Annotated in this window: 23 protein-coding genes and 2 tRNA genes; 11 read left to right on the forward strand and 14 right to left on the reverse strand. The window is 44.0% G+C overall.

Annotated elements, in window-relative coordinates; genetic code table 11:
• The first annotated feature begins 95 nt into the window (after positions 1 to 95).
• The 3 genes from pth to B3V51_RS09300 all read left to right on the forward strand — a co-directional run bounded on the left by pth (position 96) and on the right by B3V51_RS09300 (position 2,321).
• Positions 96 to 677 carry an aminoacyl-tRNA hydrolase gene (gene pth / locus B3V51_RS09290; protein ID WP_093067285.1) on the forward strand — a complete coding sequence of 194 codons (582 nt, stop codon included), beginning with the start codon at positions 96 to 98 and terminating at the stop codon, positions 675 to 677.
• A 100-nt stretch (positions 678 to 777) separates the two neighbouring features.
• On the forward strand, positions 778 to 1,158 hold the full coding sequence (gene panD, locus B3V51_RS09295) for an aspartate 1-decarboxylase (protein WP_010196068.1): 381 nt from the start codon (positions 778 to 780) through the stop codon (positions 1,156 to 1,158).
• 188 nt (positions 1,159 to 1,346) lie between these two features.
• On the forward strand, positions 1,347 to 2,321 hold the full coding sequence (locus tag B3V51_RS09300) for a calcium/sodium antiporter (RefSeq protein WP_093067280.1): 975 nt from the start codon (positions 1,347 to 1,349) through the stop codon (positions 2,319 to 2,321).
• 45 nt (positions 2,322 to 2,366) lie between these two features.
• Here B3V51_RS09300 and B3V51_RS09305 read toward each other — a convergent pair whose 3' ends face one another.
• The 3 genes from B3V51_RS09305 to B3V51_RS09315 all read right to left on the reverse strand — a co-directional run bounded on the left by B3V51_RS09305 (position 2,367) and on the right by B3V51_RS09315 (position 3,611).
• Positions 2,367 to 3,029: an RDD family protein gene (locus B3V51_RS09305; RefSeq protein WP_093067276.1), complete on the reverse strand. Its 663-nt coding sequence runs from the start codon at positions 3,027 to 3,029 to the stop codon at positions 2,367 to 2,369.
• A 232-nt stretch (positions 3,030 to 3,261) separates the two neighbouring features.
• A tRNA-Arg gene (locus tag B3V51_RS09310) sits at positions 3,262 to 3,338 on the reverse strand.
• A 183-nt stretch (positions 3,339 to 3,521) separates the two neighbouring features.
• Positions 3,522 to 3,611 (reverse strand) — tRNA-Ser (locus B3V51_RS09315).
• 345 nt (positions 3,612 to 3,956) lie between these two features.
• On the opposite strand from B3V51_RS09315, the gene B3V51_RS09320 reads away from it, so the two are divergent.
• Entirely contained in the window at positions 3,957 to 4,751 is a 795-nt protein-coding gene (locus tag B3V51_RS09320; protein WP_093067273.1) for a hydroxymethylpyrimidine/phosphomethylpyrimidine kinase, read from the forward strand.
• A gap of 131 nt (positions 4,752 to 4,882) precedes the next feature.
• Here the strand turns inward: B3V51_RS09320 and B3V51_RS09325 are convergent, their stop codons facing one another.
• From B3V51_RS09325 to ppx, 5 genes are all read right to left on the reverse strand, one after another.
• Positions 4,883 to 5,452, reverse strand: coding sequence for a YggT family protein (locus B3V51_RS09325; RefSeq protein WP_093067270.1), 570 nt, complete (start codon positions 5,450 to 5,452; stop codon positions 4,883 to 4,885).
• 142 nt (positions 5,453 to 5,594) lie between these two features.
• Positions 5,595 to 6,428: a pyrroline-5-carboxylate reductase gene (gene proC, locus B3V51_RS09330; RefSeq protein ID WP_186475248.1), complete on the reverse strand. Its 834-nt coding sequence runs from the start codon at positions 6,426 to 6,428 to the stop codon at positions 5,595 to 5,597.
• A 323-nt stretch (positions 6,429 to 6,751) separates the two neighbouring features.
• On the reverse strand, positions 6,752 to 8,308 hold the full coding sequence (gene tilS / locus B3V51_RS09335) for a tRNA lysidine(34) synthetase TilS (protein WP_093067263.1): 1,557 nt from the start codon (positions 8,306 to 8,308) through the stop codon (positions 6,752 to 6,754).
• Positions 8,309 to 8,442: 134 nt separating this feature from the next.
• Complete coding sequence (locus tag B3V51_RS09340; RefSeq protein WP_093067260.1) at positions 8,443 to 9,246, reverse strand: acetyl-CoA carboxylase carboxyltransferase subunit alpha; 804 nt, start codon at positions 9,244 to 9,246, stop codon at positions 8,443 to 8,445.
• A 165-nt stretch (positions 9,247 to 9,411) separates the two neighbouring features.
• Positions 9,412 to 10,974, reverse strand: a complete 1,563-nt coding sequence (ppx, locus tag B3V51_RS09345; protein ID WP_093067257.1) for an exopolyphosphatase — start codon at positions 10,972 to 10,974, stop codon at positions 9,412 to 9,414.
• Between the two features lie 454 nt (positions 10,975 to 11,428).
• Here ppx and B3V51_RS09350 point away from each other — a divergent pair, with 454 nt between their 5' ends.
• Positions 11,429 to 11,779, forward strand: a complete 351-nt coding sequence (locus B3V51_RS09350; protein ID WP_212564567.1) for a DUF962 domain-containing protein — start codon at positions 11,429 to 11,431, stop codon at positions 11,777 to 11,779.
• Positions 11,780 to 11,838: 59 nt separating this feature from the next.
• On the opposite strand, the gene hemL is transcribed toward B3V51_RS09350, so the two are convergent.
• Together hemL and B3V51_RS09360 are read right to left on the reverse strand one after the other, a co-directional pair.
• Positions 11,839 to 13,140: a glutamate-1-semialdehyde 2,1-aminomutase gene (gene hemL / locus B3V51_RS09355; RefSeq protein ID WP_093067249.1), complete on the reverse strand. Its 1,302-nt coding sequence runs from the start codon at positions 13,138 to 13,140 to the stop codon at positions 11,839 to 11,841.
• 106 nt (positions 13,141 to 13,246) lie between these two features.
• Complete coding sequence (locus tag B3V51_RS09360) at positions 13,247 to 13,600, reverse strand: zinc ribbon domain-containing protein YjdM (RefSeq protein ID WP_093067244.1); 354 nt, start codon at positions 13,598 to 13,600, stop codon at positions 13,247 to 13,249.
• A gap of 314 nt (positions 13,601 to 13,914) precedes the next feature.
• Here B3V51_RS09360 and B3V51_RS09365 point away from each other — a divergent pair, with 314 nt between their 5' ends.
• Both B3V51_RS09365 and B3V51_RS09370 read left to right on the forward strand, forming a co-directional pair.
• Entirely contained in the window at positions 13,915 to 14,667 is a 753-nt protein-coding gene (locus B3V51_RS09365) for a YgfZ/GcvT domain-containing protein (RefSeq protein WP_286708307.1), read from the forward strand.
• Between the two features lie 91 nt (positions 14,668 to 14,758).
• Positions 14,759 to 16,084, forward strand: coding sequence for a D-amino acid dehydrogenase (locus tag B3V51_RS09370; RefSeq protein ID WP_093067238.1), 1,326 nt, complete (start codon positions 14,759 to 14,761; stop codon positions 16,082 to 16,084).
• Between the two features lie 94 nt (positions 16,085 to 16,178).
• Here B3V51_RS09370 and B3V51_RS09375 read toward each other — a convergent pair whose 3' ends face one another.
• Both B3V51_RS09375 and B3V51_RS09380 read right to left on the reverse strand, forming a co-directional pair.
• On the reverse strand, positions 16,179 to 18,377 hold the full coding sequence (locus B3V51_RS09375) for a molybdopterin oxidoreductase family protein (RefSeq protein ID WP_227674189.1): 2,199 nt from the start codon (positions 18,375 to 18,377) through the stop codon (positions 16,179 to 16,181).
• 49 nt (positions 18,378 to 18,426) lie between these two features.
• Complete coding sequence (locus B3V51_RS09380; RefSeq protein WP_167669363.1) at positions 18,427 to 19,128, reverse strand: TetR/AcrR family transcriptional regulator; 702 nt, start codon at positions 19,126 to 19,128, stop codon at positions 18,427 to 18,429.
• 685 nt (positions 19,129 to 19,813) lie between these two features.
• On the opposite strand from B3V51_RS09380, the gene B3V51_RS09385 reads away from it, so the two are divergent.
• The 3 genes from B3V51_RS09385 (at position 19,814) to B3V51_RS09395 (ending at position 22,099) form a co-directional block, all read left to right on the forward strand.
• A complete protein-coding gene (locus B3V51_RS09385) occupies positions 19,814 to 20,017 on the forward strand; it encodes a CsbD family protein (protein WP_286708308.1) in 204 nt (67 codons plus the stop codon).
• 930 nt (positions 20,018 to 20,947) lie between these two features.
• Positions 20,948 to 21,616: a hypothetical protein gene (locus B3V51_RS09390; RefSeq protein ID WP_093071447.1), complete on the forward strand. Its 669-nt coding sequence runs from the start codon at positions 20,948 to 20,950 to the stop codon at positions 21,614 to 21,616.
• Between the two features lie 138 nt (positions 21,617 to 21,754).
• Positions 21,755 to 22,099: a hypothetical protein gene (locus B3V51_RS09395; protein ID WP_227674191.1), complete on the forward strand. Its 345-nt coding sequence runs from the start codon at positions 21,755 to 21,757 to the stop codon at positions 22,097 to 22,099.
• Positions 22,100 to 22,221: 122 nt separating this feature from the next.
• On the opposite strand, the gene B3V51_RS09400 is transcribed toward B3V51_RS09395, so the two are convergent.
• Both B3V51_RS09400 and B3V51_RS09405 read right to left on the reverse strand, forming a co-directional pair.
• Positions 22,222 to 22,533, reverse strand: coding sequence for an NGG1p interacting factor NIF3 (locus B3V51_RS09400; protein ID WP_071002521.1), 312 nt, complete (start codon positions 22,531 to 22,533; stop codon positions 22,222 to 22,224).
• Between the two features lie 37 nt (positions 22,534 to 22,570).
• The gene (locus B3V51_RS09405; RefSeq protein WP_093071449.1) at positions 22,571 to 23,203 is read right to left on the reverse strand and encodes a DNA-3-methyladenine glycosylase; all 633 of its coding nucleotides are present in this window, start codon (positions 23,201 to 23,203) and stop codon (positions 22,571 to 22,573) included.
• 355 nt (positions 23,204 to 23,558) lie between these two features.
• Between B3V51_RS09405 and B3V51_RS09410 the strand changes: the two genes are divergently transcribed.
• The gene (locus B3V51_RS09410) at positions 23,559 to 23,984 is read left to right on the forward strand and encodes a hypothetical protein (RefSeq protein WP_284718931.1); all 426 of its coding nucleotides are present in this window, start codon (positions 23,559 to 23,561) and stop codon (positions 23,982 to 23,984) included.
• The last annotated feature ends 148 nt before the right edge of the window (positions 23,985 to 24,132 follow it).

Raw genomic sequence — 24,132 nt, forward strand, 5'->3', positions numbered from 1 at the left:
TGCGAATGTTCAACACGCCCTAAGGTTTGAGAATATATTGTCTATCAATATTTCAAACCTTATCCTTATTTATCAAATTTAAGCAGGGTGTTTTTATGGCCATAAAGCTTATTGTCGGTCTTGGTAATCCTGGTCAGCAGTATATGTTTACGCGTCATAATGCCGGATTTTGGTTTGTCCATCACTTGGCGCAACAATTCAACATCACGCTCTCCCCTGACAAAAAATTCCACGGGGTGACAGGACGTGGGCACATTCATGGATCTGATGTGCGCTTACTTATGCCTCTGACGTTTATGAATAAATCTGGTCAGTCAGTCGTGCCTATGGTAAATTTTTATGGCATCAAAAACGACGAGTTATTGATTGCTCATGATGAGCTCGATATTCCAGCTGGCAGCATCAAACTCAAAACCGACGGTGGTCACGGTGGTCACAATGGCCTGCGTGATATTACGCCGCATATCGGTAATGACTTTCATCGTCTGCGTGTGGGTATCGGTCATCCTGGTCACAAATCTAAAGTCAGTGGACATGTGCTCTCAAAAGCGTCTCCCGATGAGCAAATCGCCATTGACAGCGCATTGACGGCGGCTTTTGACGCGCTACCACTATTGCTAGATGGTGATATCGAAAAAGCACGTTCACAAATTAATGGCTTTAAATTGCCTGAATAAAATATTATTTCTATAGTAATAGCCTTTTATTTTGGTACGTTTGTCCCCATTAACCTTTTGATTTAGTTATTTAATATCAGTTACGCTAAGGAAGCAACCTATGCTACTTAATATGCTTAAATGCAAATTACACCGTGCTCGCGTTACCCATGCTGAGCTTCACTATGAAGGCTCATGCGGTATCGATGGTGATCTACTAGACCTAGCTGGTCTACGTGAAAACGAATCTATCGATATCTATAATGTGACCAATGGCAAGCGCTTTCGCACCTATGCTATCCGTGCTGAGGCGGGCTCTGGTATTATCTCATTAAATGGTGCTGCGGCTCATATGGCAGACCTAGGCGACATCGTCATTATTTGTGCTTACGCGCATTTCGATGAAGTTGAAGCATCGACGTATCAGCCAAAACTGGTCTATTGCAACGAAGACAACACGGTGAAAGACACAGCAAATATCATTCCTGTACAAGTTGCTTAATATGACAGGATGGTGAGGTTTTGGTAAATTTAAGATAAACACAAAGTTACATCTTTGAGTTAACTGCTATTATTACTAAAAATCTCGATGCTATGAGGAAAGCTGAATCTAAATCAAGATTCGGCTTTTTTTGTGCGATTTTTATTTATTAAACTCATATTTTTCATCATATATAAGGAAACATACCGATGTGGTTGGCGGTGATTGCAATACTGATTGGGTTAGCAATTTTGGTTTGGAGTGCCGATGTCTTTATTGACGGAGCAACAGCGCTGGCAAAAAAGTTTAGTGTACCGAGTTTCCTAATCGGTGTTTTGATATTAGGTATCGGCACATCAGCACCTGAGATGGTCGTGTCAGTACTGGCTGCATTAGAAGGCAGTCCTGAGCTGGCTTTAGGCAATGCTTACGGCTCAAATATTATCAATATTGCCTTAGTACTGGGTGCAACCGTACTGATTAGCCCTATTATCATCCGTAAAGGTATCGTAAAGCGTGACCTGCCGCTGCTACTGCTAATCACCGCCATCGCTGCATGGCAGCTACGTGACGGCATATTGAGCCAAGTGGATGGTCTGATATTGCTTGTATTGTTGATTGCGGTATTGGGGTCACAGATCGTATTGAGCATTCGTGAGGGCTATCATGAGCATGAAGAGGACATTGATAATGCAGATTCAGATGCGACAGAGCCAAGCGTAGCGCGTGGACTTGGTAGCTTACTGCTCGGTATGCTGATGCTGGTACTTAGCTCGCGGGCGATCGTTTGGGGAGCGGTCGAATTGGCAACGCTCTGGGGGCTGAGTGAGCTTATCATTGGCTTGACGATTGTTGCGGTTGGTACATCACTGCCTGAGCTGGTATCAAGCTTGTCAGCAGCGCGTAAAGGCGAGCACGACATGGCACTTGGCAATATCATTGGCTCAAATGTCTTCAATACATTGGCGGTCGTAGGCCTAGCTACGGTGATTGCCCCTATCTCTGCTGATCCAGTGATTTTATCACGTGATGTGATGGCAATGGGGCTACTGACGGTATTACTCGTTGCTCTGTGTGTGTTTGCCTTTACAAAAAAGCGCCAGTTCGGTCGTACGTCGGGCGCTACGTTGGTGCTTTTCTTTGTCGGTTATACTGCATGGCTGATTCAAAGCGTTAATATATAACTTTCACTTTTGTATGTTTTGAGCCTTGCTGGCTATTTTATAATCCTAAGATTTTTTCTTACGATTTTTAAAACCGCGCCATAACCCTTCATGTGCTACTTTTGGCATTTTTAGGGTAATGGTGTTGGATAGCATATCCTGTACTGCGAGACCACGAGGGTTAAACAGACAAAAAACATAGTTGAATACCAGTCCAAGAAACGCGCTGGCCAATAAGGCGGCGCGTGACCCATCAATAAGACTACCGATGATGCCAAAGAGTAACGGCATCAGACAAGCAGCCAAGATACGCTTAAACGACTGCCCCCACGTGAGCCACTGACCCGCGTCATTAATGGTTTTGAGCCGCCATGTCTGCATCCCCAATGTCTGACCACCACGGCGCCAAAATATGCCGTAGAAGGCCACCAATGTCAGTACAAATGATGGCGTCATAATGGCGTTTTGATACCAAAGCGGTAGTGACTGGGCCTGTGAAGACTCGGTACCCGTCTCCATCGTTAGCAGCGTGCCAACTACGGTCAATATCGTACCCACCAAAAATAACAATGCCAGAATCAACATACCATCATACAGAATGGCTACGACACGAACCATGGGTTTGGCAATGGCGGGCGCTTCATTAGGATCTTGCTGCGCAAAAGCGCTCGGTTGCGGCTTTGATTTATTGACAGATTTTGACGGGCGTTTAGAGGAACTTTTTGGCATGGTACGAGCTCATAGCAAGCAGTGAATAATAACCCTATTGTACCGTAAATGACTGGTCTATCGTACATTATCCTAGATGACCGTCTGATCATATTGACTATAGTTGCAAAGCGATTGACAGCAAGTCACCAGTACGAAGCCATCAAGCCCCGTGATAGATTACAAAAATGATAGACATAAAAAAATCGCCAATTGTCATAAGACAGGCGATTGATTTAGTTGATTATGCAAATGGTGCGCTTGGAGAGATTCGAACTCCCGACCCCTTAGTTCGTAGCCAAGTGCTCTATCCAACTGAGCTACAAGCGCGTACTTTGCAAATCATTTACCGAGTTGTTAAAAACAATTTCAGTAAATTAGGTTGGCTATTATATAGATAATATCGCTTGTGTCAACATCTTTTTTAATTAAAAACAAAATATTTTTTGATTTAATTATTAAGAATGTTTAACGCAATATGCTGCGTTACTACTCTAATAATAACTGAATAAATGGCGGTGAAGGAGGGATTCGAACCCTCGATACGCTTACACGTATGGTTCCTTAGCAGGGAACTGGTTTCAGCCACTCACCCACTTCACCTAACGATTTAAGACATTTATAAAAATAAACATAGTATTAATGCTAACAATACGTCTTATGTCGTGGGCGAGTATTATAACAAAGCCAAAACGAATTGCAAGCCTTGTCTACCGATTTAATGAGGCTTTTCTCATAATTATCGATATAAATGCTTTTCTCGCCTTTTAATACTTAAAATTACGCCATATTGCAAAAAAATACCACTGCTAAATTGATGATTCAGAACAGTCTCATTTGTTTTGATACTTTATACTTAATCTATAGGTACTAGACTGAGATAGATTTTTTGGCAGTAGGTGGCTATAGTATTTATCACTGATTATAAAATACCTAAAAGGAGCGGTTATGCGACCTGTCGTACTGTGTTTTTCTGGACTGGATCCCTCAGGCGGTGCTGGATTACAAGCGGACATTGAAGCCATCGGTCAATCTGGTGCGCATGCGGCTATTGCTTGTACGGCAGTCACGATTCAAAGCTCACAGCAGGTATTTGGCTTTGAGGCGTGCGCTGCCTCCTTAGTGCAAGCACAGGCCACTGCGGTGCTTGACGATTTACCTGTCAAAGCCATCAAATCTGGTATGATTGGTACCACTGACAATATCGCCATGCTAACCCAGTTGTTTGCTGAGCAAATAATAAGCCCTGATACCCCGTTTGTATTAGACCCTGTATTAGTCGCCAATAGCGGTGGCAGTTTGGGCGATGAGAAAACGCTGGTGCGCGCGTTTAGGCAGCTGCTACCCTATGCCACCTTGATTACACCCAATACGCATGAACTGCGCGCGCTGAGCGGCGAGCAGGATTTGCACAGTGGTGCGAAAAAACTGTGCGCGCAAGGCGTTCATGCGGTGTTGGTAAAAACCTCTCATGATTTTGATAGCGGTGATATCGAGCAGTATTTATATATAGAGGGCGAGATGGTACATAAGAGCATCTTACCGCGCTTAGAGGGTGAATTTCATGGCTCAGGATGTTCGCTTGCCAGCTTTATTGCTGGGCGTTTGGCCATGGAAGATGATTTGATTGATGCGGTAAAATCCGCAGATAATTGGATTAACCAGACATTGCGCGCGGCTGACGACCCTCACCCTGATGATGCTCAGGCGCAATTAATACCCAATCGCTTTATCCACTCTTAATGTCTTTATAAAGTAACAACATAAAGTAATAACGTTCATCAATAGCAGACATAAAAAAGGCGCTCTATATTTTATAGTGCGCCTTTTGGCATGCGATGCGTTATTTATTCTCTGTGATTTAGAGACACCAATTATCCTAGCATTGGCATAAAGTTTGCCGACAAGCCGCCGATGAAGATCTCAAGCAGATAGAATACAAAAAAAGCAATCATCGGTGATAAATCAAGCATGCCTAAGTTTGGCGTAATACGACGGAACGGTGCCAAAATCGGTTCTGCTAGCTGAATGATGATACCAATAATAGGATGCTGGGATTGGGTAAACACCACGATCCAGCTGACGATAATAGACCCAATCACTAGGTAACGACACATGCGTAAAAAGTCTAATACCAAGCTGATCGTACCCGTGAAGAATAGCGGCACAGGCGCAATCCCTTGATGCGTCAAGGCCGCTTTTCCAGAGATATCAATCAGACGAATCAAAAACATCAGGACAATAGCAGCAATGCTAATACGTCCCTGTCCGACCGTTGGGAAGATACGCCCAAACACATCGACGATATGGGTCGCTTTATAGGCAGGTGCAATCATCGGGTTGCGCGCATCCATCCCTGCAAATTGCAGCATAAAACGAATAAACACCAGCATCATAGCGAATGTGGTGACCAGATCAAAAACTTGAAATAACATGTTGTTCATGAAGGGCTACTCAATGGGACATTGTTGACAGATTTTAGGATGACAACTGTCATTATCAGATGCGAATCATCATACAATGCAGGTCAGCTGTTGAGCCTGACCTACTTTTTGGGTCGTTACTTACTTAATTGCTAATCAATAACTATTTACTCATCTCTTCACTAAGCGCTTGGCTACGATCATAGCACGCTTGCATGGCTTCACCGATTTGGCGGCCAATCTCATTGGCTTGCATGGATTCAACAGCGGCTTGAGTGGTACCGTTTGGAGACGTCACTTTACGGCGCAGCTCAGCAGGCGTATCTTCACTATTCATCGCCATTTTTGCCGCACCAAGCATGGTTTGCATGGCAAGTACTGAGGCTTGTTCTTTATCAAGCCCTAATGCCACTGCGCCATCGACCATCGATTCGATGAAATAAAACATATACGCTGGCGCTGAGCCTGACACGGCAGTCACAGCATGCATATGTTCTTCATCATCGACCCACATGACCAGTCCTGAGGCTTCCATCACCGCGGTTGCCAGCTCTTTTTGTTCAGCTGAGATATTATCTGTGCCATAGAGACCGGTTGCACCCATCTGAATCATGGAAGGCGTGTTTGGCATGGCGCGCACGATATTACTATAGCCGCCCAGCATGCTAGACAATAGGTCAGTTGACAGACCTGCAGCAACCGAGATGACCAACTGATTGTCCAATGCCTCAGCAAAAGCACCAACCACCACTTTCATCATTTGTGGTTTTACTGCCAGTACCACGATATCAGCACCGACCACAGCTGCTTTGGCATCCGCCATTGGATCGACGGTGTTTAGACCTTTAGCGGCTAGTTGCTCACGGATATCGCTGCTAGGATCGGCGACCGTGATTAGACTTGGTTTGATGCCGCAGCCCACAAGCCCGCTGATAAGCGCTTGTGCCATATTTCCGCCACCAATAAAACTGATTTTCTTATTATCTAATACCGACATACTTGTCTCCTAGTCACAAAATTCAAAAGTATTCAACGTAACATACTGATATATAAAACGACACTCAGTTTAGCATACTGCCACTACAACCGTTTGATAAATTCCTGTCAGCTACAATCGCATTAAACCTAGTTAAAACACGCAACTGACGTCGACTATGACATGGTTTAGCTGTTAGATTGAGAAATAATTTTTATAAAATATTTTGAGGTGTCAAATATGTTTTTTATTCGTAAGGCGGTTCAAAAAGACTTCAAGGTATGGGCAGCACACTTATGAAAGCCTCATTGCAAGATATAATAGCCGCTATAGTTTTGTTTCATCTACTCAACTACGCTTATAACATTCTTAAAAACATCGTCGATATCACTACCTAGACTTTTGGTATTGCTCGAAAAGTCATTTTTCAATATCCACCTATCAAAAGGCGATAATAATAAGATAGGAATCTCATTTTTAGCGTGTTCTTTATCTAAGAGTACGACACTGACCACAACCAAGCTTTCTCGCAGCCATAATGGAATACCAAGCGTTTGATACAGTTTTTTGCCTGATTGTGAACGTGTCGCCAATGCCGTCTGCACACGCTGTTTGCGATCTAATGGCTTTATCTTTAATACTGCATTGAGTGCGCCTATATGACTTTCTATCAATCTTGCCAGCGCATCTGGATACACTTGCAACTGCCAGATATAGTCTTCAGTGCGACGAACAGTCAGTAGTGCAAAATCACTGTCTGCTGAGTCATTTGTTGTCAAATCCAAACGCGATAAAAGCTGCGCTTGCTCTATTAGTGGCACGTTTAACCAAGACAACCATTCACTGCTTTGACGATAGAGCTGCTGACGATAGCGGCGAACAACATAGGAGCGCGTACGAGCTTGCCAAAACAGCTCAGTTTGGTGATCATGGTCGCTGCGCTGAGTCAAATTCCATACGTCATCGACCAGCTGCTTAGCAGGCGGTAATGGCTCATCTTGACCCAGCCAATGATGCAGTAGTTGCCGCTGGCGATAAATGGGCAATACTTGCAATGTATCGATATTGAGCATGCGCTGTGCTGCTGGTAGCTGTAGGCTTTCATCAGCTGTCTGCTGCATATCTTGCTCAGCCTGAACATTGACAGTGGCTTGCGCATCGCCTAATAGCTGCGCACTGCGAGCAATATTATCAATGACATTGGGGTTATAAGTTGCCAGTATAGGCATGATATCGCGGCGCAGTCCGCTACGGACATTATCACCCGTCTCGTTGGTCGGGTCATCGATATAAGGCAACGCTAAGCGCTTGGCATAATTACTAATCGTGGCGCGCCTTACCGTGAGCCAAGGTCGCCACAATGCATGGCGTCGTCCATGCTGCGTTTGTACTCGCCATGGTTGCATACCTGATAGACCATTGACCCCAGCGCCTTGGATCAAGCGCATCAGTACCGTTTCGGCTTGGTCGTCGGCGTGATGTCCTAGTAGCAGTACATCATCTTGGTTGATATGCGCACGCATGGCGTTATAGCGGGCTTGCCGCGCGGCTTGCTCATCATGACCTGTCACTTGTGCTCTTAGGATATGACAAGGTATCTGCTGTGCTTGCGCCCAATCAGCGACGTGCTTAGCCCAGTGCCGACTATGCGCTTGCAAACCATGATCAACATGTAACAGCTGCGGCAAACATGGCAATCTGCCTTGCCGATAGAGCTGCACACATAACGCTGCAAGCGCTAATGAATCACGCCCACCGCTACAAGCCAGCCATAGCCGACGACCATGCAGCTGCTCCCTATAGTCATTTATACTGCCCAATAATGCATCTGCCAATGTCTCATCAATCGGCAAATCACTGATTGGTCTAATAGGATGCGTGAGGATGGCACTGCTGGTCATAATCAGCCTTAGTTTTAGATAGATAAATTCATGAGCAAATTAATAGACATAAAAAAACGCGCCATTGAATGACACGTTTTATTTTAGCATTAAGACTCAGTCTCGAATATGAAAAGCTTAGCACATGCTTTGCATTAAGCAGGCAGCATCACTTCTGAGTTAAACGTCTTTAATTTTTCGTAGCGGAGCTCACAACGCTCTTGAGGATCCAAATCTTTGATTTCATCAAGCTGCTCAGTGATCAGTGATTTTAGAGCTTCCATAACGGGTTGTGGCTGCACATGTGCGCCCTCACCTTCATCGATGACGGCATCAACCAAACCTAGCTGGTAAAGGTTGATGGCATTTAATTTCAGTGCTTCACTAGCGTCTGGTGCTTTTTCAGCGGTTTTCCATAAGATAGATGCACAGCCTTCAGGAGAAATGACCGAATAGATGCTGTTTTGCAGCATGTTGACTTTGTCGCCAACGCCAATTGCCAATGCACCACCTGAACCACCTTCACCGATAATGGTCACGATGATAGGCACTTTTAGGCTAGAGAATACCGCGATACTCTCTGCAATCGCTTGCGCTTGACCGCGCTCTTCTGCGCCAACACCAGGATAGGCACCTTGAGTATCGACAAAGGTCATCACAGGAATATTGAAGCGCTCTGCCATTTTGACCAAGCGAATCACTTTGCGATAGCCTTCAGGGTTGGCCATACCAAAATTATGCTCGATACGCTCACGAGTACTGCGACCACGATGCTGACCGATGACCATTACAGGTTGATCATTGAACCGTGCCAGACCGCCCAAAATGGCTTTGTCATCGGCAAAAGCACGATCGCCGTGCAACTCATCAAATTCAGTAAAAAGCTGATTAACATAGTCCATAAATAATGGACGCTTGGCATGTCGTGCAAGCTGCACACTATCCCAGACAGTGCTCATAGACGCTTCCCTTTAATCATTATACTTAATGTATTTATGTTTAAGAATAATATCGTTATCGGTGTTCAGATAATGAAAGTACAGTTGTAAACTGAGTAGAAGCTATAGTAGCACATCTTATATAGCATGACATTATCGACAGCACTGCTTTTGTTACGTTAGTCTTTAACTCGATACGGACAATGGTAACGGTTCAGTTGCTTGCGCCTCTACCACACTAAGCTGTACGCCCCATTTGGCAAACTGCTCAATCTCTGTGCGCAAATCAGCAACCAAAAACGCATAATGCTCGCTGCTATCAGCCACCGTGATTTGCCAGTCGCTATCACTGATGACCTTTAATTCTAATTCTGGCAGTTTATAATCACTACGGCTATGATGCGCGAGTACCGCAAGACGCAATAGCAAGCACAGATAAACGAGCTGGTTTCCCCCGATCTGACAGGTCTGCTCGAACATATCGGCTTTGAGCTTACGGCGATGGTTGAGCATCAACTGCGCCATACGCTTTTGATCCACTTGTGAGAACCCTGGAATATCAGAATACTCAAGCAAATAGGCGCTGTGCTTATGATAACTGCTATGACTGATTGCAAGGCCAATCTCATGCAAAAACGCGGCACGTCTGAGTAAGTCACAGTCATCGCTTGTTAGGGCAAGCTTATCTTTTACTTGCTCGAACAGGTTACGACTGGTTTTTACCACTTGCTTGGCTTGCTTTTTGTCGCCTGAATAACGCTTGATAAGCGCGAGCACACTGCGGTCACGCACATCTTCGCTCGCAAAACGCCCCAGCATGTCATACATCACGCCTTCACGTAATGCCCCATCTGAGTAGGTAATGGTCTCAACGCCTAGTACCTTCATCACCGCACGCAACACTGCCACACCTGCCGGAAATACCGCTTTACGGTGGTCTTTGACGCCTTCTAGCTCGATATCATCAATATTGCCAATCTTAAGCAGCAATCGCTCTAGTTTTTTAACGCCTTTATAAGTAATGCGTTCTTGCTCATCGGCCCAGCCTTTGGACACAAGGACATTACGCACCGCTTTGATCGTCCCACTTGAGCCGACCACGCTGCTCCAACCAGTCTTTTGGTAACGACCATTGATTGCCAGTACTTCCTTGCGCGCGCCTGAAATCGCATTGTTAAAAGCCTCTTTGGTAATGAGGCCATCAGCAAAGTACTTCTGTGTGAATGCGACGCAGCCCATTTGTAAGCTTTCAGTCAATAAAGGATCAAACTCTTGACCGATAATAAATTCCGTCGAGCCACCACCAATATCAATAACCAAGCGCTTGTCGCTACTCTCATTGGTATGCGAGACGCCCAAATAAATCAAGCGTGCCTCTTCGCGACCAGCGATAATCTCAATGGGCTTGGGCAAAATCTTATTGGCTTTTGCAATAAAATCATTGGCATTTTTGGCTTGGCGCAAGGCGTTGGTCGCAACCACACGAATACGCTCTGGCGGTACAGAATCCAGACGCGCCACAAACCGACTCAAACAATCCAGACCACGCTGTGCAGCTGTCTCGCTCAAGATTTTATGCTCATCCAGTCCAGCAGCGAGCTGTACCTTTTCAGACATAGAGACTACTTTGCGCACTTCCCCATGATCAAGACGGGCAATGGCTAAGTGGAAACTGTTGGAACCAATATCAATGGCTGCCATCATTTCATCATCGCCGAGTGGCGGGTTTGTAAGATAGTCAGTAGGCATAAGGCAAGTTGTCACCGTATTAGAGAGAGTGTGTAGTTTAACAAAATCAGGTACGACATAGATATAAAATCATAGGTATAGAAAAAGCAGCCGCCACACAAATCTGGGCCATTTTGCCATTAAAGCATTTATCCTAAATACGCGCAAGCGCCGCAAAATCATAGCAAAAGTGTAAAACCACTCTATCAAAGGCTAATGACCAAGCCTACATCTAACGCTTGTGTTAGCAATAACGGTTTGCTACATTGAAAGCTCATAATATTGTGATAAAAAACCGTTATTTACTGCTTTTACATCGGTATAAATCACATCGAAATCCATCAATTATTTACCTAAAAACTGCCGACAATGGATAGTCGATAAACCCGCCAGCAAGGACGCTAACCGCATGAATCAAACAACCGAAAAAAATGCGACCGAAACCGCTAATACCCATAACAGTACCAGAACGGATATGATAAAAACTGAAGCGTCACCCAAACAGGCGTTTTATGATTTTTATTTAGACGAGCATCAAAACATGGCTTGTCGCCGTCTCCATTTTGCAGGTAGCAGTTTTGGTTTGTTAGGATTGGCAAAGTCAATCAAAACTGGCTCGGTAAAGCCTCTCGCAAGAGGTGTCGCAGCAGGATATGCCTGCGCTTGGGTCGGGCATTTTTTCTTTGAAAAAAACAAACCCGCCTCGCTTAAATTTCCGCTAAAAAGTTTTGCTAGTGATTTTCGTATGTATGGCGATGTCCTGCGTGGCAATTTAAGCCTAAAAGATCACAAATATGACAAACGTACAAAAAAACCAGCATCATAATTTATTATGAATGCTGGTTTATCTTTCAAATGTCTAAAATTTGAGAGATTTAGAGTGGGTTAACCCTTTGTTATCTCTGCAAATATCTCATCAGCAGCAGTAATCGATGCCTCGATATCTTCATTGCTGTGCTTGATTGACATAAAGCCTGCTTCATACGCAGACGGCGCTAGGTAAATACCGCGATCTAACATACCGTGGAAGAAGGTATTGAACATCTCCATATCGCACTCTGTCACATCATCAAAGTTACTTGGGGTTTTGGTATCAGCGTCTTTGACAAAGAACATACCAAACATACCGCCCAATTTATTGGTGCGCAGATTGATGCCATGCTTATCCGCCGCCGCTTGGAAACCATCGACCAGATGATCGACTTTGGCAGCTAAGTCTTCGTAAAAACCTTCTGCCGTTAGGTCTTCAAACATCGCGATACCGGCACGCATCGCAAGTGGGTTGCCTGATAACGTACCAGCTTGATACACGCCACCAAGCGGTGCGATGCACGACATGATTTCTTCTTTACCGCCAAACGCACCAACTGGCAGGCCTGCACCGATGATTTTACCAAAACAGGTCAAATCAGGCGTGATACCGAAGTGTGCCTGCGCACCGCCCAGACCCACGCGGAATCCTGTCATCACTTCATCAAAAATCAATACTGCGCCATTGTCCGTACACTGGGCACGCAACGTATCATGAAACTCTTGTGTTGGGATTACCATATTCATGTTGCCAGCGATCGGCTCCAAGATCACGCAAGCAATCTCGTCGCCCCATTTTTCAAAGCAGTCTTTGATCGCTTGCGGATCATTATAAGGAATCGTGATCGTGTGCTTCGCAAAATCGGCTGGTACGCCTTTAGACGTTGGTTCACCGATATCAAGCATGCCTGAGCCTGCTTTGACAAGCAGACTGTCTGAATGGCCATGATAGCAGCCTTCGAACTTGACGATTTTGTCACGCTGAGTATAACCGCGTGCCAAACGAATCGCACTCATGGTCGCCTCAGTCCCCGAGCTGGTCATACGAATCATCTCAACGCTCGGCACGAGCTCACAGATTTTATCAGCGACCGTGGTTTCAAACGGCGTTGGTGTCCCAAAGCTCAAACCATCATCGGCGGCTTGTTTGACAGCGTCGATGACTTTTGGATGCGCGTGACCCAAAATCATTGGGCCCCAAGAACCCACATAATCAATATAGGCATTGTCTTCGGTGTCATAAATCTTGCTGCCATCAGCGCGGTGCATAAAAATTGGCGTACCGCCGACCCCTGCAAAGGCACGGACGGGTGAATTAACGCCGCCTGGAATATGTTTGCGGGCTTGCGCAAAAAGCTGTTCGTTTTTAGTACTCATAGCTATTCTCTATTTATAGGTTTTATATTCTGTCAGTTCTGTATTTTCTAAATGTCGTCAGTCTTATATTTGTTTATTATCGAATCTTTCAAGACATTTTTACAATTTACGCTTTTTTGACGACAGAAGATTTGAGCTTCATTGGGCCATAGCCATCGAGTTTACAATCAATATCGTGACCATCGGTTGCGTCTGGTAATAGGCGAATACTTTTCGCTTTAGTTCCAACTTTAATGACAAGTGAAAAGCCTTTAACCTTAAGGTCTTTAATGACGGTCACCGCATCGCCATCCTGTAACTCATTGCCAACCGCATCACGAATGACGGCATCTTGCTCTTCCGCTTGTGCCGCATCCGTCTCAGCCGCCGTCCACTCGTGAGCGCACATCGGACATACCAGTAACGCACCATCTTCATACGTATATTCAGCATCACATTTTGGGCAATTTGGTAAGCTCATCATATCCTCGGCAGTCATCAGACGTTGGGTTTATTGTAGAGCGGACATTGTACCGTAACTCGCCATTTTTAACCAATTTGTACCGTTGAAAATGGCGCACTACACCCAATTTAATGCTTAACCCACACTGAAGCGCCCCACTTAGTAGTGACGTTTTTGTGATACCCTTTTTGTGGTACTCTTCTTAACCTTATTGACATTTATTCTGACAGGTTCTGTCAGTAACAACAGCGTCTATATGAAAGCGCACCTATAACTTTTATCGCTTCGATTTCATCTATATATTTTAATTATTAAGCAGAAGGATAATAACAATGACTCAGTCTCCAAACCCCTCAGCATTGCCGCAGTTTTCGCAGTTGACCATTCAAGGCGAGGATGCCGAAAAATTCTTGCAAGGGCAATTGACTTGTGATGTCACCAAACTTGGGCTTAGCTATCAGGCAGCCGCTATTTGTAATCTAAAAGGCCGTATTGAATTTGGCATTTGGATCAAAAAACAAGCCGAGAAGCACTACGATGTGGTCATCAGCAGCGATTGTGCAGATAGCTTACAAGCTCATTTAAAAAAGTTTGGCGCGTTTTCTAAATTTGATACCAGTGAGTCGATCGCGATTTATCCGTGTGTGTTAGCAGACGAACCAACCTTTAGCCATAAGGACGATCACAATACCGCTAAAGACACGCAGGATTGGATGGCGTGCAGTATCGCCACTGGTAACTATTGGATTGTCGCGGCGACTCAAGGTGAGTTTCAGCCGCAAGAACTGCGCCTGCATCAGCGTGGCGGTATGGACTATGATAAAGGCTGCTACTTGGGCCAAGAAGTCATCGCCCGTATTTATTTTAAATCAGCGCCCAAAGCGTTTTTGCATTATGTCAAACGCACAGGCGCGCTCCCCGCAGCAGGCGACAAACTCGATAAAATCCAAGTGGTGAATGCGATAGAAAATGACAATGGCTTTATTGCCCTTATCGTTGCTCGTCCTGAACACTTGGCAGAAAGCGATTTGAATATATTGGACTTGCCAGCCGCACTGCAGGTGGATGTTGCGCGCCCAAAGTAAAAGCAAGCTGAAACAAATAGGCGGCGCAGCAACAGTGATGGCAAGCTAATATACGGCTGCCGTCATGATTAACATGAGCATAGAGAATCCCATGACACATATTGCGGTACTCGGAGCAGGCGTGGTGGGCGTGACCACCGCATGGTATCTACGTCAAGCAGGCTATGATGTGACCGTGATCGAGCGCGAATCGGCGGCAGGAATGCAGACGTCTTTTGCCAATGGTGGTCAAATATCGGTCTCTCATGCGACGCCGTGGGCCAATCCTGCCACCCCGATGAAAGCGCTCAAATGGTTGTTTAAAGAGGATGCACCGCTGTTATTCCGTCTGCGTGCGGATAAGGATCAGCTCAAATGGGCGATGCAGTTTTTGCAAGAGTGCCGCGCTGATCGTGCCGATGCCAATCTGGTGCAAATGGTACGCTTAGGGTTATATTCTCGCGACGCCTTACAACAGCTACGCGCCGATATCGGTATCAATTATGAGCAGCAAACACGCGGTATTATGCATTTTTATACCAGCCAAGCTGAGTTTGATGCTGCTATCGAACCCACTGAGCGCATGCAAGCGCTTGGTTGTGAGCGCCATGTGATTGATATCAATAATGCCGTCAACTTGGAACCTGCCCTCTATCCGATTGCGCATAAACTCACTGGTGCAACCTACACCAGCCGTGACGAATCTGGTAATGCGCACCTATTTACGCAAAGACTCGCACAGCGCTGCATTGATGCGGGTGTACAGTTTTTATATGATACTGAGATCTTAGCGCTTAATACTGACGCTCACTCTGCGCGTCCGCATGTGCATAGTATTACCATTCGCCCAAAAGGCGAAAACGTACAGACTTTCACGGCTGATAGTCATGTGATCGCGCTAGGCAGCTATAGCGTTCCTCTGTTAAAACCATTGGATATTCGCGTGCCTATTTTTCCAGCAAAGGGCTATTCAGCCACCTATACGGTCAATCCACGAGCGCCGCATTTAGCGCCCTTTGTCAGCTTGATTGATGATGAGTTTAAGCTGGTGACTTCACGTTTGGGTGATAAGTTGCGAGTGGCAGGCACCGCAGAATTTAATGGTTATAATTTGGACCTAAATGCCACGCGCTGTGAGGCCATTACGCGCCGCGTGCAGCAATTATTTCCAAAAGGTATCATCGCAAATTCGGTTCAATATTGGACAGGACTGCGCCCCATGACCCCGTCAAACGTACCTTTGATTGGGCGCGCGCATTGCGGTCAAGTCAAACATGGTAGCCATAACGCATCAGCCACTTTTGACAATCTATGGCTAAATACAGGGCACGGCACGTTAGGCTGGACGCATGCTTGCGGCTCTGCAAAAGCCATCAGCTTATTGATACAAGGTGAAACGCCCAACGTTGATTTTGATTTTGTGGGTACAAACAGCTGACTTAATCTCTAGACACTATAAAAAAACTATCTCCATAAAAAAGCAGGCACTTACATCGTGTAAGCGCCTGCTTTTTACTTTAAAAAAATTGAACTTATGCGATTGCACTATCTATTGAGTTTTCTAATACCGCATTAGCCACACTGTCTGCGTTAGCACCCAACGCCTCTAATTGCACTGGCACGCCATTGACGGCGGCATTACCACTCAACTGATCAATCAAAGTATCGTCTGTTAAGTCATTGACACTGACACCGGCATGCGCTTGCGCAATCTTCTGCTTCACCCCTTTACGACCATGACCAAAGCCATGCGGAATACTGACCACGCCTGGCATAAGCTCATCAGTCACCTCTGCTGCGATGACCACACTACCTACGCGAGAGGTCACTCTCACGTCTTGTCCGTCTTCAATACCGTGCTGCTCTGCCGTTTCTGGATGCAGCATTAGTGTACAACGAGATTTACCTTTCACCAATCGATAACTATTGTGCAGCCATGAGTTATTGCTACGTACATGGCGACGTCCGATGAGCAAAATCTCCTGATTATCATACTGCTGCATCATTTCTTTGACCCGTGCCAAATCTGCCTGATAAAAATCAACATTGAGATTGATTTGCTTATCGGCATGCTTGATCGCCTCCGGCAACATACGATGCAATGGTCCTAAATCAATACCGTGTGGGTTGTCTATCAGCGCATCCAATGTGACGTCTTTATAAGGTCCGTACTTGAGAGCTTGCTCAAGCAAGAATTTCGGTCCAAACGCTTTTGTCGCGGCACGCTCTTTTTGTACCGCTTCTGGCGCGTCTTTATCCAAGCGATCGGCAAGCTCTAGATAAATCTCCCAGTCATGCTTCTCATTCTCTGTTTTGCTAAATAAGGCAGGCGAGTATTTGGCAACATTGTGTACAGCAAAACCATTAAACGTAATGTCGTAATGGTCACGCTCGAGTGGCGAGACAGGCGGCAGGATAATGTTGGCATGACGGCTGGTCTCCGTCACAAAGTAATCAAGCGACACCATGAATTCTAGCCCTGACAAGGCCTCATCTAGCTTTTCACCATTTGGCGTGCTAAGGACAGGGTTTCCCGCGACACTCATAAAGCCTTTTAACTGCCCTTCTCCTGCGACCAACATCTCATCCGCCATCGCAACCACTGGATATTCGCCATTAAAATCAGGTAGATTACTCACGCGGCTGTGACGTTTGCCCAAATAGCCAGGACCCGAGCTATTGACCACATCGACCGCAGGGTTCGGGAACATGAGTCCGCCCACTTCATCTAAGCGTCCTGTGACGATATTGATGACCATGGACAGATATTGGCTGAGCAAGCCAAACTCTTGCACCGAGATACCCATACGGCCATAACAGACTGAGCTTTCGGCTTCACAAAACCCTTTGACGATACGTTTGATTTCAGTGGCGGTAATGCCTGTAATATTTGCCACTGACTCAGGGGTGAACCCTTGTGCAAATGATGCAATACGATCAATCTCTGGTGCCAGCGCTGCCACTCGGCTATCTACCTTGGCATAGCCCTGAGCGTAGATCTCATTGAGCATGGCAAGTAGCAACAATACGTCTGTCGCTGGACGAATAAAGTGATGTTCACTGGCGATGTCTGCGGTTTCGGTACGCCTTGGATCGATCACCACCACTTTGCCATCACGTGCTTTGATGTCTTTGAGCTTTTGACGCATGTTGGGCGCAGTCATGATACTGCCATTAGAGGCCAGCGGGTTACCGCCGATGATGAGCATATACTGCGTGCGATTCACATCCGGAACAGGGATGCGGAGCATATGGCCGAACAGATGCATGCTGACGATATGGTGTGGCAGTTGGTCAATTGAGGTCGCAGAAAAGCGACTACGCGTCTTTAGGCTGGTCAATAGCTGCTTAATGGTCAACATCCCGCCCATGTTATGGACATTCGGGTTACCCAAATACACCCCAAATGCATTTTGACCATATTTTTGCTGAACAGACTGAATACCTGCAGCGACTTTATCTAACGCCTCAATCCAGCTGATCGATTTCCAACCGTCCGCCGTTCTTTCAACAGGCCCTCGTAAACGATCAGGATCTTCGTACAAATCCTGCAAAGCAGTGGCTTTTGGGCAAATGTAGCCTTGAGAAAAAGGATCGTTTTTATCCCCTTTGATCGATAAGACTTTTTCGCCATCGTGCTTGATCTCGACGCCGCACATCGCCTCGCATAAAGTACAGGTTCTAAAGTGGATTTGTTCGTTGTCCGCCGCGCTAGCCGCTGTAGTGCCCATAGTCATACTCCCTTTTATGTTTTATAAATCCTAGCTTTCATGAGATATATCATGAGCCGCTATGGTTGCTTCCTTGCAAAAAATTGGCAAATAAGGCGTCAAAGCTGATATTCAATGTCGCAATCGCTTGCTCCATCGAGTAGCGCTGCTGATGACAGCCTAGTATCAGCTCATGTACTTGCGCGGCTGCCATATCCACACAGAGACTCACCGCACTGCGTTCACAAGAACGATTGGATAGCTGCAATCCTTGAATAAATATCTCCGTCCACTCCTCTTGTATGTCTGCGACCAGATTACCCAGTCCATTATTGAGTGAGGATTGGTTCTCTATATCGGCAGTAAATCTCGGACGATCTTCGAGTAAGTGCTGAAATAGCGCAATATTCTGGAAGGCAGAATCAAAAATCATTATCAGACATTGCTGACACTGCTGATTAAACTCATCCTTAGTCAGTACATCATAGTCCTTGAGCATATTAACCCATGCCAGCCGCATTGGCGATAGATAGTGGTCTTTTAACTGAGCGCTGAGCTCGTTCTGTAGCGCATCCAAGCTCTCAAAATGATTATAAAAACTGGGCTGCGCAATGCCAGCGCCTTTGGCAATTTTATTCATACTCATGCCCTGAGCGCCTTCTAGACTATAGAGCCGTAACGCGCTTTTTAATAAGGCACGCCGCGTCTTGGCTTTTGCCAGCTCACGTTTTGACTCTATAGGTGCTGCTTCATTTTGCGCTAATGCATTCAATATAGAGGTATCCCTACTCGATAAATGATTATGTCAACACGCCAGTAATTTACCTGAAGTGCTATTGTGCTAAAAAAGTGTGATGATAGTCACATATTGATTACTATTTTTAGACTCGTCATTTTTAAACCCACAATAACTTTTACTAATTATGTTTCGACTATAAGGTTATAGTTATTTAAACCATAAGTCTATAGCCAAACATATAGTAGGACTCGTGCTTCACAAAACAGATTAATGCTTCATAAGATCAGAATGTTTGTCTACTATAAATACCCCACCCCCTTTCCCAGTTGACATACGCTACGAGATTGCGCAGTTACCTAGCCCGTATATTCATAGTTCCCCATGTGACACTTACCTCTAGATATCGGTCTCAATTCGATGTACATTACGTACAATAGACGCAATTTACGCATCATTAATACAGTCGGTGAGCAGATAACACACGATTCACGCTCACTATAATTAAGTAACACTATAAACATAGCGTATACAGACAGCTGAATTGAAAAGCCCTATATTAATTATCACAAGATATTTGGTAGCAACCAATGATACTTGTGAACTACTAAAATAAGAAAATCAATAAATAGATAGGTTTGTTAATTGGTAAACAGAACTACCATGAAAAGCAATTAAAAATTATATTACACATATTAATTAAAGAAAAAGGAATACAACTATGAACGAGAATACTCTAAAAGGTGAATGGAAGCAGCTAAAAGGCTCAGTAAAACAAAAATGGGGCGAGCTGACTGATGATGATTTAGATCAAGTTGAAGGTAGCCGTGATAAGCTGGTTGGCCGTATACAAGAGCGTTATGGCCATGCTCAAGATCACGCTGAGCGCGAAGTAGATGAATGGCGCCGCGAAAACAATTACTAATAAATTTTTTTTGAGAAATATAAGTAGTGTCTTTTTCAAAGTATAGTTAGATTACTATAAAATCGATACAATAAGATTCAACGTTATTTTTCGCAGCCTCTGGAGGCGCAGTCACAGCAAGCAACAAAAATAGCGTTAAATCAAATGAATTTATTGTCTTGTATTGTTTTTATTTAGACTTGACTATAAATAAAATAAAAACCGCATAGAAGTTTATGCGGTTTTTTTGTATTAGACAAATCATAAATTAAAGACGCAGTATTTTATAATTCTTATTTCATATTTTGTATCAGCTAAAAGCGAATATCAACTGACAAGAATAATTAGTATCGTCCAGACACGATAAGACCGCATAGCAATAAATTGTTATGCGGTTTTATCGTTAACTGTCCATGTTACCTATCACGACTGCTTTCTATGCATCCTTGCACAAATATTCAGTGACTGTGATACTGGGCATCCTACCCTTGTTACTGCATACAGCATCTAATCTTAACTGCTGCTATCAGCAATGGGTATGTGTCCTTACTTCAACTATTATTATCATCCTGATGCTAATAATTGAATCATTATCCTTAATGCGGCCAACTCAATCCTTGAGTAACACTCCCTAATGCCGTGTAACTATAATGCCTAACTCTCACTCTCATGTTAAGTCGCGTAAACGTCATTGCATGTAAGCATATGCTTACAACGATTTAATTATTCTCAATAATTACAACTTATTAACGCAAATGACACTTAATATAAAGCTTTGTATCCTATGATAGATAATGTAAGAAAACATTTCTAAAAATAGTTTTTTTAGTGATAGTAGCTCTTAATACCTATCTGAGCATGGCTGTATCAACATATTTTAGAACCTTCTACCTTTAACTTATATAAGCATTCTTATCGCAAGCTCTCTGAAACCTTATAGGATATTGCCTCATGAAAACTCTAAAGCCGTTCTCCTTTAAGACAACCATATCTACTGTTCTTATCGTTGCTCTATTGGGTACCACTGTCGGTTGTGCTGTCGTTGGTCCTGGCTATGATAACCAGCCCATATATCGTGGCGATAATAATCGGCAGAACGATAGCTTCAACCGTGTCAGCCAGCAGCTACGTCAAGACTTACGCCGCAAAGGCTATCAAGTCATAGACATTAGCTCTGATAGCTATCGTGGCGATCGCGCAATGATAGCTTTTGCCAAAAAGAATAATCAGCTCTATGAGCTAATATATACTTATCCTTCTCTAAGACTCATCAGCTCAAATAAAAGATCATGGTCGAACAATTGGGGAGATAACAAGTATCAAAAAGACAATGACCGCTATAAAAAAGATAAGCATAAAGATAATGGTAAATATAAGAACGACAAGCGCTATAAAAAAGGTGATATAGAGGACAGCATTAAAAGAGAGTCACGTTACCCAGCGATCAAGCGCCGTGCCATCAATAAAGTAAGATCTATGGGTTACCGTGTCGAAGATATCGATCTTGAAGAAAAAAACAAGCGTGGTGTCTTTGACATTGAGGCCAGACGCGGCTCGCAGGAGTATGAGATATTGCTTAGCTATCCAAATTTAGACGTTATTAACGTTAAAAAAGACTGATGACGCTGACACTACTGTCAGTAGAGCAGCTCTACATGTCCCTTTACTGAAATATTAGAAAACTATCTTTATCCAACGATAGTAGATTATGAGGACATTTTTAGGAAAGCTTTATCATCTTCAACACTAAAGAATGTAGTGTCTGGCAGTATTGTCGCCACTTTATTAGCGGTAACTACTGGCTGTGTCACCACACCTGGCGGCTATAGTGTATATGACGATATCTATGGAGACGTCTACAAAGATAACAAAGATCATAAAAAGCACAAAGACAAGCATAAAAAAGCGGATAAAAACGTCTACTCAGCTGCTATCGAGCGTCGAGCTGCCAATAAAGTTAGCAGCATGGGATACCGTGTCGAGGATGTCAAATACGTGAAGGGCAAGCGTAAAATTATGGTGAAGGCTAAGCGGGGCCGTGATAAGTATAAAATTGATCTCAATTATCCGAGCTATCAAGTGACCAAAATTAAAAAGCATTAATTAGGTTTTGGGTATATTTGCCAGTCTTATATACTCATCAACTTATGATTTGATAGTCAAGTAGATCAATAACCGATTTGCTTGGCTTTTTTTGTCCCAGACTTTTATCTCTGATTGTATATTTAAAAATCCAAGACTTTTATCACATCATACGCTGGCGTTTCATACGGGTGCGCCTCTTTTAACGCGATGACAGCAGCAGTAATAAATGCGTCATCGACGACCATCTCTACTCGCCATTCATCGACCGTTTCTAAACTATCTTGCTTACCGATATGCGGCGCGCTACCTGCTAACGGCATAAACTGCCCTGTTCCTTGCACTTGCCAACAGCACTGTTCATAATCGCCAATACTCCCGGCACCAGCGGCAAATAAAGCGGACTTTACTTGCTCTAATGCCTCATCAGGAATAAAAACCGTTAACTTATACATGAACTTACCTCACAAAATAGGTTTAAATCTCAATCTATTAGTTCTTAGATAAGGAAGGATGATCAGTCCATATATAACGTAACAGCCAGTCTTTAGCATCACCGGCATAATCAATACCGATACGCGGACGCACTGATACAGGTGGCTGGCAGCCATCATCTTCGACCCAAACGCCTGAGTCTGGCGTGATAGGCTTGCCATATAAATCGCGAGTTATCTGCAAGCGCTTGGTCAGTTTGCCAGGGCCTGCAAATTGTTTGGGATGAGTCAGTTGTTTGTCTGGACTGAGATGTTGTTCAGCAAGCAGACGATCGCTATCTTCTGTCAAAAATCCTGCTCGAATCAGCACCGATTCAGGCGACTCTATAGAGCCGCTAATCAAATTTAGCATATGATGCACACCGTAAGTCAGATAGACATAGAACACACCACCTTGCTCATACATAATCTCTGTGCGCGCCGTTCGAGTGCCTGCATGTGAATGGCAGGCGGGATCATCTTGACCAATGTAGGCTTCGGTCTCAGAAATACGCATTCGCAGCGTTTTTTGCTGTCCATCACTATCGGTTAGCTCTCGACATAAAACCTTACCAATCAGATCAGCAGCAACCACACAGGTTGGACGCGTAAACCAAGCTAGCTCTAAAACAGTTGATAAAGCAGTAGACATTAGCGAAACCTTTTCTTATTTTTATGGTCTAATTGATATGAGTAAGTACCAACAAATTAGCATAAAAGTAAGATAAGGTATGGAGTACAGTGTTGGCGCTATGTTTGATTTTTTATACGAGTTAAGTGATAAGCCTATGGCTGAAAGGGTGATACTTTTGATAAATGGATAGGAATTATAGTCTGTTATAAGTGGTTCCATTATACCAGTCTGTTTTAAGTGGTCTGTTAATAGGTTCAAAGGGTTAAATAGCTGGTTCCCTTGGAGTATACCCTAATTAAGTTTCTTAAAATGAAGTCATCAACATCCAAGTGTATTTATAATATAACTAGAAACGAATGCATACGATGAAAATATGAAAAACAGGGGACTAATAATGACTGTTAGAAAGTATGGTGAATGCAAAGATATTTTTTGGGATGAGATGTCTTTTAACTACTCTTTAGAAGAACTGTGTATTTGGGATATTGAAAAATATTGGAGTCTAGAATATTTTTTAATTAAATTGTGTGCAAGCTTACAGGGTAACGAGGTATTGTACAGAAAGTTTGCGGCAGATTTATACTATCTTGGTCATAGTATAAATAACTTGATAACAAACCAAATGCATCCTTCAGAATGTCACATATTAGAGAAATTTAATGAAGACGAGGCATGCGAATGTCGTGACCGTTTTAATCATATTATGAAAATACTCTGGGGACGAATTCCCTTTGACTTTCATGATTATATGATAACTAGTAACCCACTTATTCAAGACGAATTGAACTTAAGTAGGTAATATTTATTATTAGACTTCTTGTAAAAGTATCAGTTCTTTTACGAAGTTACGAAACTACCTTAGATATTGAGCTATGTTCATAACATCATAAAAAACAATCTAGGAATTTTAATAAGACAGCCTAATGAACCGCCCCGACTATATCGGA

Origin of the sequence: Psychrobacter sp. UBA2514 (assembly GCF_002341255.1) — a bacterium.
GTDB lineage: Bacteria > Pseudomonadota > Gammaproteobacteria > Pseudomonadales > Moraxellaceae > Psychrobacter > Psychrobacter pacificensis.